Origin of the sequence: Zoogloea sp. LCSB751 (assembly GCF_002028455.1) — a bacterium.
Lineage (GTDB): Bacteria > Pseudomonadota > Gammaproteobacteria > Burkholderiales > Rhodocyclaceae > Zoogloea.
On the sequence record NZ_MWUM01000001.1, the window covers coordinates 508,118 to 522,621 of the forward strand.

Sequence of the window (14,504 nt, forward strand, 5' to 3'; positions counted from 1 at the left end):
CCTGCCGATGAATTCTGCCGATCATGTCGTTTCCGACCGCCATGGCCTGTCCGACCATACCAAGGGTCTGCTCGCCGCATGCGTGGTGGTGCTGTGCTGGTCGGGCTTCAACATCGTCTCCCGCCTCGGCAGCAAGGGGGTGCTGACGCCCTTCGACATCGCGGCGATGCGCTTCGGTGTGTCCGGGCTGATCGCGCTGCCTTTCTTCCTGGCCCGCGTGAAGCGGGCCGACTGGCCGCGCTACATGGCGCTGGCCCTGTTCGGCGGCCTCGGCTACGGGCTGCTGGTGTACTCCGGCTTTGCGTTTGCGCCGACTGCCCACGCAGGCGTCTTCGTGAACGGCGGCATCCCGTTCTGGACCATCGTCATTGTCGCCGTGCTGGGCGGCTTCCGGCTTGCCCGCCACATTGCGCTGGCGCTGCTGCTGTCGTCCTTCGGGCTGGTACTGATCGGCTACGACAGCGTGGTGGCCGGCCGCGGCGGCGCCCAGTGGATCGGCGACCTGCTGTTCTTCGCCGCTGCGCTGACCTGGGCCATCTTCGGCCTGCTGATGCGTCGCTGGCAGGTCCGCCCGTGGCTGGCGATCACCGGCGTGGCGAGCTTTTCGTGCGTGGCCTACCTGCCGGTGTACCTGCTGTGGCTGCCGAAGGCGGTGCTGCTGGCGCCGGCCGGGGAGATCGCGCTGCAGTGCGTCTACCAGGGCGTCGTCGCGGCGCTGCTGGCGGGCAGCATGTACAGCTACGCCAACCACAAGATCGGCGCCTGCCAGGCCTCGATGATGCTGGCCCTGGTGCCCGGCGTCTCGGCGGTGGGCGCCTGGCTGCTGCTCGACGAAGCCATCGGGCTGCGGGTGATCGTCGGCATCCTGGTGGTGTCGGCGGGCGCCGTGCTGTGTGCGTTGCCGCCGCGGCAGGCGGCCAGGTCGGATGCCTAGGTGCGGAGGGTCTTGCCCACCGTCTCGCGGATCAGTTCGACCATTGCCTGCTGGGTCAGCGTGGCTGGGCGCAGGGCGCTGACGGCCAGGGAGAGGCGGCTGTGCAGCGGCGGGGTGATCGGGTGGGGCAGGAGCTGGTCGGCCTTGCCGGAGGTTTGCAGCGCGGTCTTCGACAGGACTGCCACGCCAGCGTCGTCGGCCACCAGATCGAGGAGGGCGCTGACGCCGTCGATCTCGATGGCGATGTTGGGACGTAGCCCGGCGTCGGCCAGCGCGGCCTCGATGAGCATGCGGATCGCGTTGGGGCGGCTGGGGATGATCAGCGGCATCTGGGCGACTTCTTCCAGCGTCACCGGGCGCGGCGGCTGGCCCTTGTTGGGGCGGATCAGGAACAGCTCCTCGTCGAGCAGCGGCCGCGTCTCGATGTCGGTGGACGGCATCGTGCTGTAGACCAGCGCGACGTCCAGGCGGCCGGAGATCAGGGATTCCTGCATGGTCACCGACAGGCCTTCGCGGATGCACAGCGAGGCTTCCGGCAAGCGTTCGCGAAAAGCGCGGGTCAGCGGCACCGTCAGCACGCGTGCGAGGCTCGGCGGCAGGCCCACGGCGACGCGGCCGGTGAGGGCGCCGCGCACGCGGCCGAGTTCTTCCCGCGCCCGCTCCACCTGGTGGAGGATGCCGCGGGCGTGTTCGAGCAGGACCTTGCCGGCCTCGGTCAGCGTCACGCCGCGGCCGTTGCGCACCAGCATGTTCTGGCGCAGCTCCACCTCCAGCAGGCGGATCTGCCGGCTGAGGGCCGGCTGGGCGATGTCGAGCACGATGGAGGCGCGCGTGAAGCTGCCGAGTTCGGCAACCCGCACGAAGTATTCGAGCTGTTTCAGGTCCATGGACGGGGCTTTCGGGGCGGCGGCGGTAGGGCTGAAAGGTATCACGAACTGTTATAGCTGCTAGAGCATCAGACCGCTATTGCAGGGGCTGGCACAGGCGAAGAATGCTTCGCATGCAAACGCCAATCAAAACCTGTTTCATGCGCGGCGGCACCTCCCGGGGGCCGTTCTTCAACGCTGCGGACCTTCCCGCCGACATCGCCACCCGCGACCGGGTGCTGCTCGCAGTGATGGGTTCCCCCGACCGCCGCCAGATCGACGGCCTCGGCGGCGCCCACCCGCTGACCAGCAAGGTGGGGATCGTCTCGAAGAGCGCGACGCCGGGAGTGGATCTGGACTTTCTGTTCGCCCAGCTCCAGCCCGACAAGGACACCGTGGATACCACCCCCAACTGCGGCAACATGCTCGCCGCGGTGGTGCCCTTCGCGCTGGAAGCCGGCATGGTGCAGGCGCAGGGCGAGACCAGCACCTTCCGCGTGCTGACCCTCAACACCGACATGCAGTGCGACATCACCGTGCCCACGCCGGGCGGCCAGGTGGAATACGCCGGCGACGCGCGCATCGACGGCGTGCCGGGCAGCTCGGCGCCGATCACCATCAACTTCCTGGATACCGCCGGTTCGGTGTGTTCCGGCCTGCTGCCCACCGGCCAGGTGAAGGACGTGATCGACGGCATCGAGGTGACCTGCATCGACAACGGCATGCCGCTGGTGATCTTCCGCGCCGCCGACGTGGGCCGGACCGGCTATGAGAGCGTCGCCGAGATGAACGCCGACACCGAGCTGAAGGACCGCATCGAGCGCCTGCGCATCGCCTGCGGCCACGCCATGGGCCTCGGCGACGTGAGCGCCAAAAACTATCCCAAGATGACCCTGGTGGCGCCGGCCCGCGACGGCGGCAGCCTGACCACCCGCAGCTTCATCCCCCACGTCTGCCACGACGCCATCGGCGTGCTGGCGGCGGTCACCGTGGCCACCGCCTGCGTGCTGGAGGGTTCCGTCACCGCGGGCATCGCCCAGGTGCCGGAGGGCAACGTCAAGGCGGTGTCGGTGGAACACCCGACCGGTGAGTTCTCGGTGGAGCTGGAACTCGATCCGGCCAACCCGCAGAACGTCACCCGCGCCGCGCTGCTGCGCACCGCGCGCCTGATCATGCGCGGCGAGGTGATGGTGCCTGCTGCCGTGTGGGGCGGCGCGCAGGGCTGATCCGGCTCTTCCCGATCCGTCGGGGCCGCTCTGCAGGGGCGAGCCGGCAGGGGCAAACAGGTAGGGGTCAATCTTCTGTGGGGGCGAATTCATTCGCCCGCGGACTTCGGTAACGGGCTGCGGGCGAATGAATTCGCCCCTACAGGAGCGTCATCGGCGTGCGGGCCCGGCCGCAGCAGAAAACACAAGAGTTCCAATAAACCAAAATAGCCGCCACCGGCGGCACCTGGAGGAGAAGTCGAAATGAGCCAGACCCCGAACGTCAATGTGCAGACGTTCCTCAACGAGCACCCGTTTTCCGGTTTCCAGTGGCTGGTCTTCGGCCTGTGTTTCTGCATCGTGCTGCTGGACGGTTTCGACACCGCCGCCATCGGCTACATCGCCCCGTCGCTGATCCAGGAGTGGGGCGTCACCAAGCCGGCGCTGGCGCCGGTGCTCAGCGCGGCGCTGTTCGGGCTGGCGGCCGGGGCCCTCTCTGCCGGGCCGCTGGCCGACCGCTTCGGCCGCAAGCGCCTGCTGGTGGTGTCGGTGCTGATCTTCGGCGTGGCCTGCCTGGCCTCGTCCTTCGCTGGCAGCCTCACCGAGCTGTCGGTGCTGCGCTTTGTCCCCGGCCTCGGCCTCGGCGCGGCGATGCCCAACGCGGTGACGCTGATGAGCGAATACTGTCCCGACGCGCGCCGGGCGACCCTCACCAACGCGATGTTCTGCGGCTTTCCGCTGGGCGCCTCCCTCGGCGGCTTCCTCGCCGCGTGGATGATCCCCCAGTGGGGCTGGCGCAGCGTGCTGGGCCTCGGCGGCCTGGCGCCGCTGGTGCTGGTCGTGCTGCTGCTGGTGTTCCTGCCCGAGTCGGTGCGTTACATGGTCGCCAAGGGCTTCTCCGTCGAGCGCATCCGTGGCGTGCTGTGCCGCATCTCCAGCGCCGCCGACAAGGCCATCGCTTTCGTGATGACTGAGAAGGTCCACGCGCCGACCGAAGGCAGCGGCATCGGCGTGGTGCTGTCGCGCAGCTACGTGGTCGGCTCGGCGGCCCTGTGGGTCGCGTATTTCATGGGCCTGGTGATCTTCTATGCGCTGATCAACTGGATGCCGGTGCTGTTCAAGGACGGCGGTCTCGACCCCAAGACCGCGACGCTGATCTCGGCGCTGTTCCCCCTCGGCGGCGTCGGTGCGATTTTGTTCGGCTGGCTGATGGACCGCTTCAATGCCAACCGGGTCATTGCGGTGGGCTACTTCCTGACCGCCGCGGCGATCTACGCCATCGGCCATGCGGCCGGCAGCATCGGCCTGCTGGTGGCGGTGGTGTTCGGCGCCGGCGCCATCATGAACACCGCCCAGTCGTCCATGCCGGCCCTCGCGGCGGCCTTCTACCCAACCCGCGGCCGGGCTACCGGCGTGGCCTGGATGCTCGGCATCGGGCGCTTTGGTGGCATCGCCGGTTCCTTCCTGGTGGCCGAGCTGAGCGCCCGCCAGCTGGATTTCGGCAGCATCTTCGCGGTGGTCGCGGTGCCTGGCCTGATTGCCGGTGCGGCCCTGCTGGTCAAGGAGTTCGTGCATCCGGAGGCCGCCGGCGCCAAGCCCAAAATGGCCGAGGCGGCGGGGCACTAAAAGATATCGCAAATTGCTATAGCTGCTAGAGCGGTAGACCGCTTATGCGCGGTCTTCAGCCTTGGAACAATGCAGCCATACAAGCAGGAACCCATAAGGAACACACCATGATCATCGACATCCACGGTCACTACACCACTGCCCCGAAGGCTCTCGAAGCGTGGCGCAACCGCCAGATCGCCGGCATCAAGGATCCGTCCGCGATGCCCAAGGTGTCCGAGCTGAAGATCAGCGACGACGAACTGCGCGAGACCATCGAGACCAACCAGCTGCGCCTGATGAAGGAGCGCGGTTCCGACCTGACGATCTTCTCACCGCGGGCCAGCTTCATGGCCCACCACATCGGCGACTTCAACGTCAGCGCCACCTGGGCGGCCATCTGTAACGAGCTGTGCTACCGCGTCAGCCAGCTGTTCCCCGACAACTTCATCGGTGCCGCCATGCTGCCGCAAAGCCCGGGCGTCGATCCGGCCACCTGCATCCCCGAACTGGTGAAGTGCGTCGAGCAGTACGGCAACGTCGGCATCAACCTCAACCCGGACCCGTCCGGCGGTCACTGGACCAGCCCCCCGCTGCATGACCGTCACTGGTACCCCATCTACGAAAAGATGGTCGAGTACGACATCCCGGCGATGGTCCACGTGTCCACCAGCTGCAACTGCGCCTTCCATACCACCGGCGCCCATTACCTGAACGCCGATACCACGGCCTTCATGCAGTGCCTGACCTCCGACCTGTTCAAGGACTTCCCGACCCTGAAGTTCGTGATCCCCCACGGCGGCGGCGCGGTGCCGTACCACTGGGGCCGTTTCCGTGGCCTGGCCCAGGAGCTGAAGAAGCCGTTGCTGAAAGACCACCTGCTCAACAACATCTTCTTCGACACCTGCGTCTATCACCAGCCGGGCATCGACCTGCTGACCAAGGTGATCCCGGTGGACAACATCCTGTTCGCCTCCGAAATGATCGGCGCCGTGCGCGGCATCGACCCGGAGACCGGCCACTACTACGACGACACCAAGCGCTACATCGAGGGCACCCTGAACCTGTCCGCCGAGGACCGCTACAAGGTCTACGAAGGCAACGCCCGCCGCGTTTATCCGCGCCTCGATGCCGCGCTGAAGGCCAAGGGCCGGTAATGAAACACGCCCCCCGAAGCGCCTGCGGCGCGGGGGCAGGCCGACCGCTTTGGAGCGGCCGCGCGCGGCCGGCCTGAAGCCTGCGATCCCCTACGAGAAACCTGGAGACATTGAGATGACCCTTCCCATGAACACCCTCGGCATCGTCAAGCGCAACATCGACCGCGCCGATCCGGCCGCCGTCGACAAGCTGTCCCGTTTCGGCGTCGCCACCATCCATGAAGCGATGGGCCGCGTCGGCCTGATGAAGCCGACCATCCGCCCGATCTTCGTCGGCGCCCGCCTGTGCGGCACCGCCGTCACCGTGCTGCTGCAGCCGGGCGACAACTGGATGCTCCACGTGGCCGCCGAGCAGATCAAGCCGGGCGACGTGGTCGTTGCCGGCTGCACCGCCGACAGCACCGACGGCTTCTTCGGCGACCTGCTAGCCACCTCCTACAAGGCCCAGGGCGCCAAGGGCCTGATCATCGACGGCGGCGTGCGCGACGTGAAGGACCTCACCGAGATGAACTTCCCGGTCTTCAGCCGCGCCGTCCACGCCAAGGGCTGCACCCGCGCGACCCTCGGCTCGGTGAATGTGCCGGTGGTGTGCGCCGGCGCGGTGGTCAACCCGGGGGACGTGGTGATCGCCGACGACGACGGCGTGGTGGTGGTACCCGCCGCCATCGCCCAGCAGGTGGCCGACGCCGCCGAAGCCCGCGAGAACAACGAGACCGCCAAGCGCGCCCGCTTCGCCGCCGGCGAGCTGGGCCTGGACATGTACAGCCTGCGCGAACCGCTCGCTAAAGCCGGCCTGAAGTACATCGACTAGAAGGCACGAATAAATCTACTGCGCGTCCCGATCTTGCGATTCCGGTACTCGCTGTACTCCAGTACAGCTCCCGATTCTGCCAACTGAGTCGTCGCAACCTCGGGCCTGCTCGCTACGATTTCTTCGTACCTTCATCACAGAGGTAGAAAAGTATGGAATTTGAAAAGACTCCCGGCTGGTTCGACTGGTATGCCGGTCCGTCCAAGCCCCGCTTCCAGCTGCCGGCCGGCAGCGTGGATGCCCACTGCCACGTGTTCGGGCCGGGGGCTGAGTTTCCCTACGCTCCCGAGCGCAAGTACACCCCGTGCGATGCGTCCAAGGCCCAGCTCTTCGCGCTGCGCGACCACCTGGGCTTCGAGCGCAACGTCATCGTCCAGGCCACCTGCCACGGTGCCGACAACCGGGCACTGGTGGATGCGCTGGTCCATTCGGACGGCAAGGCCCGCGGCGTCGCCACCGTGAAGCGCAGCATCACCGACCAGGAACTGCAGGACCTCCACGCCGCCGGCGTGCGCGGCGTGCGCTTCAACTTCGTCAAGCGGCTGGTGGATTTCACGCCGAAGGACGAGCTGATGGAGATCGCCGCCCGCATCGCCCCGCTGGGCTGGCATGTGGTGATCTACTTCGAGGCGGTGGACCTGCCCGAGCTGTGGGACTTCTTCACCGCGCTGCCGACCACCGTGGTTGTCGACCACATGGGCCGCCCGGACGTGACCAAGCCCATCGACGGCCCGGAGTTCGAGCTGTTCCTGAAGTTCATGCGCGAGCACCAGAACGTGTGGTCCAAGGTCAGCTGCCCCGAGCGCCTGTCCGTCAGCGGCCCCAAGGCCCTGGACGGCGAGCAGGCTGCCTACCGGGACGTGGTGCCCTTCGCCCGCCGCGTCGTCGAGGCGTTCCCCGAGCGTGTGCTGTGGGGCACCGACTGGCCGCACCCCAACCTCAAGGACCACATGCCCGACGACGGCCTGCTGGTGGATTTCATCCCCCACATCGCCCCGACCTTTGATCTGCAGCAGAAGCTGCTGGTGGATAACCCCAAGCGACTTTACTGGCCCGAAGAAGCATAGTGAGCTAACGGCCGGACCTGCCCCGTAGGGGCGAATTCATTCGCCCCCACAGACAAGGCACCCCCGGCCCCGCAGAGGAGACAACACATGGCACTCGACAAGCCCTACAAGGACATCCCCGGCACGACGATCTTCGACGCCGAGCAGTCCCGTCTCGGCTACCACCTCAACCAATTCTGCATGTCGCTGATGAAGGCCGCCAACCGCGAGCGCTTCAAGGCCGACGAGCGGGCCTACCTGGATGAGTGGCCGATGACCGAAGACCAGAAGCAGGCCGTGCTGGCCCGCGACCTGAATCGCTGCATCGCGCTCGGCGGCAACATCTACTTCCTCGCCAAAATCGGCGCCACCGACGGCAAGAGCTTCCAGCAGATGGCCGGCAGCATGACCGGCATGAGCGAGGAGGAATACCGCGACATGATGATCAAGGGCGGCCGCTCCGCAGAGGGCAACCGCTACATCGGCGAGGACGGCGACGCCCAGGCCCAGCATCAACCGCAAGGCCAGGCTGGCCGCAAGAAGGACTGACCATGGCCAAGATCACCGCATCCGTTTATACCTCCCACGTGCCGGCCATCGGCGCCGCCATCGACCTGGGCAAGACCACCGACCCGTACTGGGTGCCGCTCTTCAAGGGCTACCAGCCGTCGAAGGAATGGATGGAGGCCAACAAGCCGGACGTCATCTTCCTGGTCTACAACGACCACGCCACGGCCTTCAGCCTGGAGATGATCCCGACCTTCGCGATCGGCTGTGCTGCCGAGTTCCAACCCGCCGACGAAGGCTACGGCCCGCGTCCCGTGCCCAAGGTCATCGGCCACCCCGAGCTGGCCTCGCACATCGCCCAGAGCGTGATCCAGGACGACTTCGACCTGACCATCGTCAACAAGATGGACGTGGATCATGGCCTCACCGTGCCCCTCAACCTGCTGTGCGGCAGCCCGCAGGAGTGGCCGTGTCCGGTGATCCCCTTCGCGGTCAACGTGGTCCAGTACCCGGTGCCGTCCGGCCACCGCTGCTACAACCTGGGCAAGGCCATCCGCAAGGCCATCGCGTCCTTCGACAAGCCGCTGAAGGTGCAGATCTGGGGCACCGGCGGCATGAGCCACCAGCTGCAGGGGCCGCGTGCCGGCCTCATCAACCGCGAGTGGGACAACGCCTGGCTCGACAAGCTGATCGCCGATCCGGAGGCCGCTGCCGCCGTGCCGCACATCGACTACGTGCGCGAAGCCGGCTCCGAAGGCATCGAGCTGGTCATGTGGCTGATCGCCCGCGGCGCCATGGACGACGTGGCCGGCGGCCCGGCGCCCAAGGTCGCCCACCGTTTCTATCACGTCCCCGCCTCCAACACCGGCGTGGGCCATCTGATTCTGGAGAACCAATAAATGAACAAGACGATCAAGGTCGCGCTGGCCGGCGCCGGCGCCTTCGGCATCAAGCACCTGGACGGCATCAAGAACATCGACGGCGTGGAAGTCGTGTCGCTGATCAGCCGTGACCTGGACGCCACCAAGGCGGTCGCCGAGAAGTACGGCATCCCCCACGTCACCACCGAGCTGGACGAAGCCCTGGCCCTGCCCGAAGTGGATGCGGTGATCCTGTGCACCCCGACCCAGCTGCACGCCTCCCAGGCCATCGCCTGCCTGAAGGCCGGCAAGCACGTGCAGGTCGAGATTCCGCTGGCCGACAGCTGGAAGGACGCCGAAGAGGTGGTGTACCTGCAGAAGGAGAAGGGCCTCGTCGCCATGTGCGGCCACACCCGCCGCTTCAACCCCAGCCACCAGTACGTGCACAAGAAGATCGAGGGCGGCGAGTTCAACATCCAGCAGATGGATGTGCAGACCTACTTCTTCCGCCGTACCAACATGAACGCCCTCGGCCAGCCGCGCAGCTGGACCGACCACCTGCTGTGGCACCACGCTGCCCACACGGTGGACCTGTTCGCCTACCAGGCCGGCAGCCCCATCGTGCAGGCCAACGCCATCCAGGGCCCGATCCACCCGACCCTCGGCATCGCGATGGACATGTCCATCCAGCTCAAGGCCGCCAACGGCGCCATTTGCACGCTGAGTCTGTCCTTCAACAACGACGGCCCGCTCGGCACCTTCTTCCGCTACATCGGCGACACTGCCACCTACATCGCCCGCTACGACGACCTGGTGAACGGCAAGGAAGAGAAGATCGACGTGTCGCAGGTGGATGTGTCGATGAACGGCATCGAGCTGCAGGACCGCGAGTTCTTCGCCGCCATCCGCGAAGGCCGCGAACCCAACGCTAGCGTGGCCAGCGTGCTGCCGTGCTACAAGGTGCTGCACCAGTTGGAACAGCAACTCAACGCTTGAAAGGAAAGCAGCCCATGAAGCAACACCGCATCGGTCCCCTCCAGGTTTCCCCCATCGGCCTCGGCTGCATGAACCTCAGCCACGCCTACGGCGTGCCGCCGGGGCCGGAGCAGGGGGCGGAGGTGCTGCTGAAGGCCCTCGATGCCGGCGTCGATTTCTTCGATACCGCCGCGCTGTACGGCTTCGGCGCCAACGAGCGGCTGCTCGGCCGCGTGCTGGCGCCGCATCGGTCGCGCTTCGTGCTGGCCAGCAAGTGCGGCATGCACGGCGTGGACGGCAAGCGCGTCATCGACGGCCGTCCGGAGACGATCCGCGCCAGCGTCGAGGCCAGCCTCGACCGCCTGCAGACGGACGTGATCGATCTGCTCTACCTGCACCGCTGGGACAAGGCCGTGCCCATCGAGGACAGCGTCGGCGCGATGGCCGAGCTGGTCAAGGCCGGCAAGGTGCGTGCGCTGGGCCTGTCCGAGGTGTCGGCGGAGACGCTGCGCAAGGCCCACGCGGTGCATCCCATCGCCGCGCTGCAGACTGAGTATTCCCTGTGGACGCGCAACCCGGAGATCGCCGTGCTCGACGCCTGCCGCGAGCTGGGCGTCGCCTTCGTGGCCTTCAGTCCGCTGGCCCGCGGTTTTCTGGGCGGCCCGCTGGACGTGGCAGCCTTCGACGCCAAGGACATCCGCCGCGCCATGCCGCGCTTCGCCCCCGACAACTACGCCGCCAATCTGCGCCTCCACGAAGCCTACGCGGCGCTGGCGCAGGAAGCCGGCTGCACGCCGGCCCAGCTCGCGCTGGCCTGGCTGCTGGCCAAGGGCGAGGACATCGTGCCGATCCCCGGCACCACGTCGGTGGCCCACCTGCAGGAAGACCTCGCCGCGGCGCAGGTCACGCTGAAGCCCGACCTGATCGCCCGCCTGGATGCTTTGATCAATCAAGGAACGGTCGTTGGCTCCCGCTACAATGCGGCCACTCAGGCCGAGATCGATACCGAGGAATTCCCGGCGGCCTGACATTGCATTCCCGTAGGGGCGAATTCATTTGCCCTCAGCCAGTTGAATGAAGTCCTTGGGCGAATGAATTCGCCCCCACAGATCAGATATCGGATCCTGCGAAGGGGCGCCCTCCACAGGTCGGTTTCACGACAGGCCGCCCTGGATCCCAACCAGAAACATCGCTCCTCATGCTGGCCATCCTCGCCATTACCACCCCGATCTTCGTGCTCATCGGCATGGGCTACCTGGCCGTGCGGACCGAGATCTTTCCGAAGGCAGGGCTGACCGCGCTGGGCGCGTTCGTGATCCGCATCGCGCTGCCGATGCTGGTCTTCAAGTCGATCTCCCAGCGCTCCTTCGCCGAGGTGCTGAACCTGCCCTACCTGGCTGCCTACCTGTTCGGGTCGGTGGCGATGGTGGGCATCGGCATTGCCTGGGCGCGGCTGGGGCGCGGGCAGAATCTGGAGCACGCCAGCCTGATCGGCATGGGCATGGGCTGCGCCAATAGCGCCTACGTGGGTTACCCGATCGCGCTGCAGGTGATCGGCCCCACCGCGTCGATGGCCCTGGCCCTGTCGATGATCGTCGAGAACATGCTGATGCTGCCCCTGTGCCTGGCCCTCGGCGATGCCGGCAAGGCCCGTCACGAGCCTTTCCTGCGTGTCTTCGGGCGGGCCTTGCTGGGCCTGCGCAAGAGTCCGCTGGTGGTGATGATCTTCGTCGCCTTCGCGTTTTCCTTCTTCGGCATCAGCCAGCCGCCGCAGCTCGCCAAGGCGGTGGAGATGGTGGCCGCCGCGTCGGCGCCGGTGGCCCTGTTCTTCATCGGCGGCAGCCTGGTCGGCCTGCCGCTGAAGGACGTGCTGGTGGATGTCGGCGTGGTCAGCTTCGCCAAGCTGATCCTGCATCCGCTGGCGGTGGCCCTCGGGCTCTACCTGTTCGGGCCGGTGGACCCGCTGCTCGGTGCTGGTGCGGTGCTACTGGCCAGCGCGCCGATGCTCAGCATCTACCCGATCTTCGGCCAGAAGCACGGCCGCGAGGGCTTCTGCGCGGCCACCTTGCTGGTGGCCACCGTGGCGTCCTTCGTGACCATCGCGGCGGCGATCTGGCTGCTGCGCCACGTGCCTGGCTTCGGTCTTACTCCCTGAGCGTGGCGGCGCGCCAGGCGTCGGCGTTTAGCCGGTAGAGGCAGTGGCGGCGTAGCGGATGCTCTTCCGGCAGCACCGGGTGGTCGAAGTCTTCGGACGTCCTCCGCATGCCCAATCTCTCCATGACGGCCTGGGAGCGACGGTTGGACAGTGCGGTGAAGGACACGATTTCCGCCAGCCCCAGCGTCTCGAAGCCGGTCGTCAGCGCAGCCCTGGCCGCCTCGCTGGCCAGACCCTGACCCCAGGCCGCGTGGACAAGGCGCCAGCCGATTTCCACGCAGGGTGCGAACGGCAGCGCGGCGGTCGGCACGTTGAGGCCGACGAAGCCGATGAAGTCTCCCGAATCCCGCCGTTCCACCGCCCAGAAACCCCAACCGCGCTCGGCGATGAGGGTTTCGCAGCGCTCGGCGATCGCGTCGCTGGCTGCACGATCAAGGGTGCTTGGAAAGTGCTCCATGACCCGCGGGTCGGCGTTGAGGGCGGCAAACGGCGCCCGGTCGGCGGCCCGCCACTGCCGCATGCGCAGGCGTGGCGTATCGATCTCGAGGGGGGACGGTAGCTGCGGCAGTGCGCCGGTGTTCACGCGCCCACCGGCGTGCACAGCTCGACCAGCGTGCCGTCCGGGCAGCGTACATAAGAGACGGTCTGGCCCCAGGGTTTGGCTTCCGGGGCGAGCAGTTCGGTGGCGCCGGCGGCCAGCGCGCGGGCGTGGCCTTCCGCTACGGACGGGGTGACGAAGGCGACCTCGAAGCCGAGGGGCTTGGGCGATTCGCTGGCGGCGACGAAGCCGGCGGGGAAGTGCGTGTGGCCCAGTTCGAGGGCGGCGAAGGCGAGGGTGGTCTCGCCGGTGTCGAGTTCACCATAGGTGCCGGATTCGTGCACGAAGCGGCGTGCTACGCCGAAGGCCTTTTCGAAGAAGGCGATCGACGCCGCGACGTCGGGCACGTAGATGATGGTGTAGCCGAGTTTCATGGCTTCTCCTGGAGGTCGTGAGTGTCCTTGGCCCGCGCGTCCGCTTTCAGCGCACCTGGGCGAGCTGCTCGCTGAGGGCCGTCAGGGTGTCGGCTTCGCCGCGCACGTGGAAGAAGGCGCCTTCTTCGTCGGCGCGTTCGCCCAGGACCTGGCAGCGCGCGTAGATCTCGCCGCGCAGTTGTTGGGCCGACCAGGGCAGGAAGAGTTCGGCCTCGACCAGATCCTTCTGGAAGAAGGCGACGATGTCGTCGCGCAGGCGCGAGACGTCGGCGGGGCGCCGGGCGCTCATCACGATGCAGCCGGGGTACTGGGCGTGCAGCGCGGCTTCGCACTCGGCCTGGGCCTCGGCGTCGCCGACGTGGTCGATCTTGTTGAAGACGCGGATGCGCGGCACTTCTTCGGCACCGATCTCGGCAAGCACCTCGTCGGTGACTTCGAGCTGGCGCTGGAAGCCCGGGTCGCTGGCGTCGATGACGTGCAGCAGCAGGGAGGCGTCGAGCGCTTCGTCGAGGGTGGACTTGAACGAGGCAACGAGGCCGTGGGGCAGGTTCTTGATGAAGCCGACGGTGTCGCTGACCAGCACGCGCGGCACGCTCTCCGGGTGGAGCACGCGCACGGTGGTGTCGAGCGTGGCGAAGAGCTTGTTGGCGACCAGCACCTCGCTGCCGGTGAGGGCCCGCATCAGCGTGGACTTGCCGGCGTTGGTGTAGCCGACGAGGGCGACGCCGGCCAGGCCCTGGCGCTCCTGGCGGCGGGCGCGCTGGGTCTTGCGCTCGGCGTCCATGGCGATGATTTCCTGCTGCAGTTCGGCGATGCGGTCGCGGATCTTGCGGCGGTCCAGCTCGGTGGCGGATTCGCCAGCGCCGCGGCCGCCGACGCCGCTGCGTTGACGGCCCTGCGGCCCGGCCAGCTTGGCCAGTTCGCGCAGGCGCGGGGCCATGTAGCCGAGGCGGGCGATTTCCACCTGGGCACGGGCAGCGCGGGAGCGCGCGTTGCGGTGGAAGATCTCGAGGATGACCATGGTGCGGTCCATCACCTCGCAGCCGACTTCGAGTTCGAGGTTGCGGGCCTGCGACGGGGAGATCTCGTGGTCTACCAGGATGGCGTCGATGGGCGCGTCTCCGCCGTCGGGGGCGGGGTTGCCGTTGACGTAGTCGTGGATCTCCTGGCGCTTGCCGACCCCCAGGTAGGCCATCGGATCGAAGCCGGCGCGTTTCTGGATGAAGGTATGGACGACCGTGAAGCCAAGGGTTTTTGCCAGCTCGCGTAATTCGTTGAGGGAGGCCTCGAACTCGACGTCATTCACCTGGGGGAGCTGGACGGCTGCGACGACGGCGTAGCGGGGCTTTTCTTTGGCTTCAATGGGCATGCGGTATCGGCTTGTCTAGGATGGTCAAGGCCAGATGGTACC

The 14,504-nt window shown here is 67.2% G+C and carries 15 protein-coding genes; 11 read left to right on the plus strand and 4 right to left on the minus strand.

What is annotated here, in order from left to right:
- Window positions 1-7: 7 nt before the first annotated feature.
- Window positions 8-934: a DMT family transporter gene (locus tag B4920_RS02405; protein ID WP_079432994.1), complete on the plus strand. Its 927-nt coding sequence runs from the start codon at window positions 8-10 to the stop codon at window positions 932-934.
- On the opposite strand, the gene B4920_RS02410 is transcribed toward B4920_RS02405, so the two are convergent.
- Window positions 931-1,821, minus strand: coding sequence for a LysR substrate-binding domain-containing protein (locus tag B4920_RS02410; protein ID WP_079432995.1), 891 nt, complete (start codon window positions 1,819-1,821; stop codon window positions 931-933). The two genes, B4920_RS02405 and B4920_RS02410, sit on opposite strands and share 4 nt — an antisense overlap.
- A gap of 113 nt (window positions 1,822-1,934) precedes the next feature.
- Here B4920_RS02410 and B4920_RS02415 point away from each other — a divergent pair, with 113 nt between their 5' ends.
- The 10 genes from B4920_RS02415 (at window position 1,935) to B4920_RS02460 (ending at window position 12,121) form a co-directional block, all read left to right on the plus strand.
- Window positions 1,935-3,026 carry a 4-oxalomesaconate tautomerase gene (locus B4920_RS02415; protein WP_079432996.1) on the plus strand — a complete coding sequence of 364 codons (1,092 nt, stop codon included), beginning with the start codon at window positions 1,935-1,937 and terminating at the stop codon, window positions 3,024-3,026.
- Between the two features lie 243 nt (window positions 3,027-3,269).
- Entirely contained in the window at window positions 3,270-4,631 is a 1,362-nt protein-coding gene (locus tag B4920_RS02420) for an aromatic acid/H+ symport family MFS transporter (RefSeq protein WP_079432997.1), read from the plus strand.
- Between the two features lie 107 nt (window positions 4,632-4,738).
- Window positions 4,739-5,767, plus strand: coding sequence for an amidohydrolase family protein (locus tag B4920_RS02425; RefSeq protein ID WP_079432998.1), 1,029 nt, complete (start codon window positions 4,739-4,741; stop codon window positions 5,765-5,767).
- A gap of 115 nt (window positions 5,768-5,882) precedes the next feature.
- The gene (ligK, locus tag B4920_RS02430) at window positions 5,883-6,578 is read left to right on the plus strand and encodes a 4-carboxy-4-hydroxy-2-oxoadipate aldolase/oxaloacetate decarboxylase (protein WP_079432999.1); all 696 of its coding nucleotides are present in this window, start codon (window positions 5,883-5,885) and stop codon (window positions 6,576-6,578) included.
- Between the two features lie 152 nt (window positions 6,579-6,730).
- Window positions 6,731-7,645, plus strand: coding sequence for an amidohydrolase family protein (locus B4920_RS02435; protein WP_079433000.1), 915 nt, complete (start codon window positions 6,731-6,733; stop codon window positions 7,643-7,645).
- A gap of 87 nt (window positions 7,646-7,732) precedes the next feature.
- Entirely contained in the window at window positions 7,733-8,173 is a 441-nt protein-coding gene (gene ligA, locus B4920_RS02440) for a protocatechuate 4,5-dioxygenase subunit alpha (RefSeq protein WP_079433001.1), read from the plus strand.
- 2 nt (window positions 8,174-8,175) lie between these two features.
- Window positions 8,176-9,030: a class III extradiol dioxygenase subunit beta gene (locus B4920_RS02445; RefSeq protein WP_079433002.1), complete on the plus strand. Its 855-nt coding sequence runs from the start codon at window positions 8,176-8,178 to the stop codon at window positions 9,028-9,030.
- Window positions 9,031-9,987 (plus strand): Gfo/Idh/MocA family oxidoreductase, encoded by a 957-nt coding sequence (locus B4920_RS02450; RefSeq protein ID WP_079433003.1) that lies wholly within the window; start codon window positions 9,031-9,033, stop codon window positions 9,985-9,987.
- A 14-nt stretch (window positions 9,988-10,001) separates the two neighbouring features.
- Window positions 10,002-10,994: an aldo/keto reductase gene (locus tag B4920_RS02455; protein WP_079433004.1), complete on the plus strand. Its 993-nt coding sequence runs from the start codon at window positions 10,002-10,004 to the stop codon at window positions 10,992-10,994.
- Window positions 10,995-11,164: 170 nt separating this feature from the next.
- On the plus strand, window positions 11,165-12,121 hold the full coding sequence (locus B4920_RS02460) for an AEC family transporter (RefSeq protein WP_079433005.1): 957 nt from the start codon (window positions 11,165-11,167) through the stop codon (window positions 12,119-12,121).
- Here the strand turns inward: B4920_RS02460 and B4920_RS02465 are convergent.
- Genes B4920_RS02465 through hflX form a run of 3 tightly spaced genes read right to left on the minus strand, consistent with a single transcriptional unit; the run spans window position 12,111 to window position 14,462 of the window.
- The gene (locus B4920_RS02465; RefSeq protein WP_254050813.1) at window positions 12,111-12,704 is read right to left on the minus strand and encodes a GNAT family N-acetyltransferase; all 594 of its coding nucleotides are present in this window, start codon (window positions 12,702-12,704) and stop codon (window positions 12,111-12,113) included. The genes B4920_RS02460 and B4920_RS02465 overlap by 11 nt on opposite strands.
- A complete protein-coding gene (locus B4920_RS02470; protein ID WP_079433006.1) occupies window positions 12,701-13,093 on the minus strand; it encodes a VOC family protein in 393 nt (130 codons plus the stop codon). Before B4920_RS02470 ends, B4920_RS02465 begins: the two co-directional genes overlap by 4 nt.
- 46 nt (window positions 13,094-13,139) lie before the next feature.
- Window positions 13,140-14,462 (minus strand): GTPase HflX, encoded by a 1,323-nt coding sequence (gene hflX, locus B4920_RS02475; RefSeq protein ID WP_079433007.1) that lies wholly within the window; start codon window positions 14,460-14,462, stop codon window positions 13,140-13,142.
- Window positions 14,463-14,504: the final 42 nt, after the last annotated feature.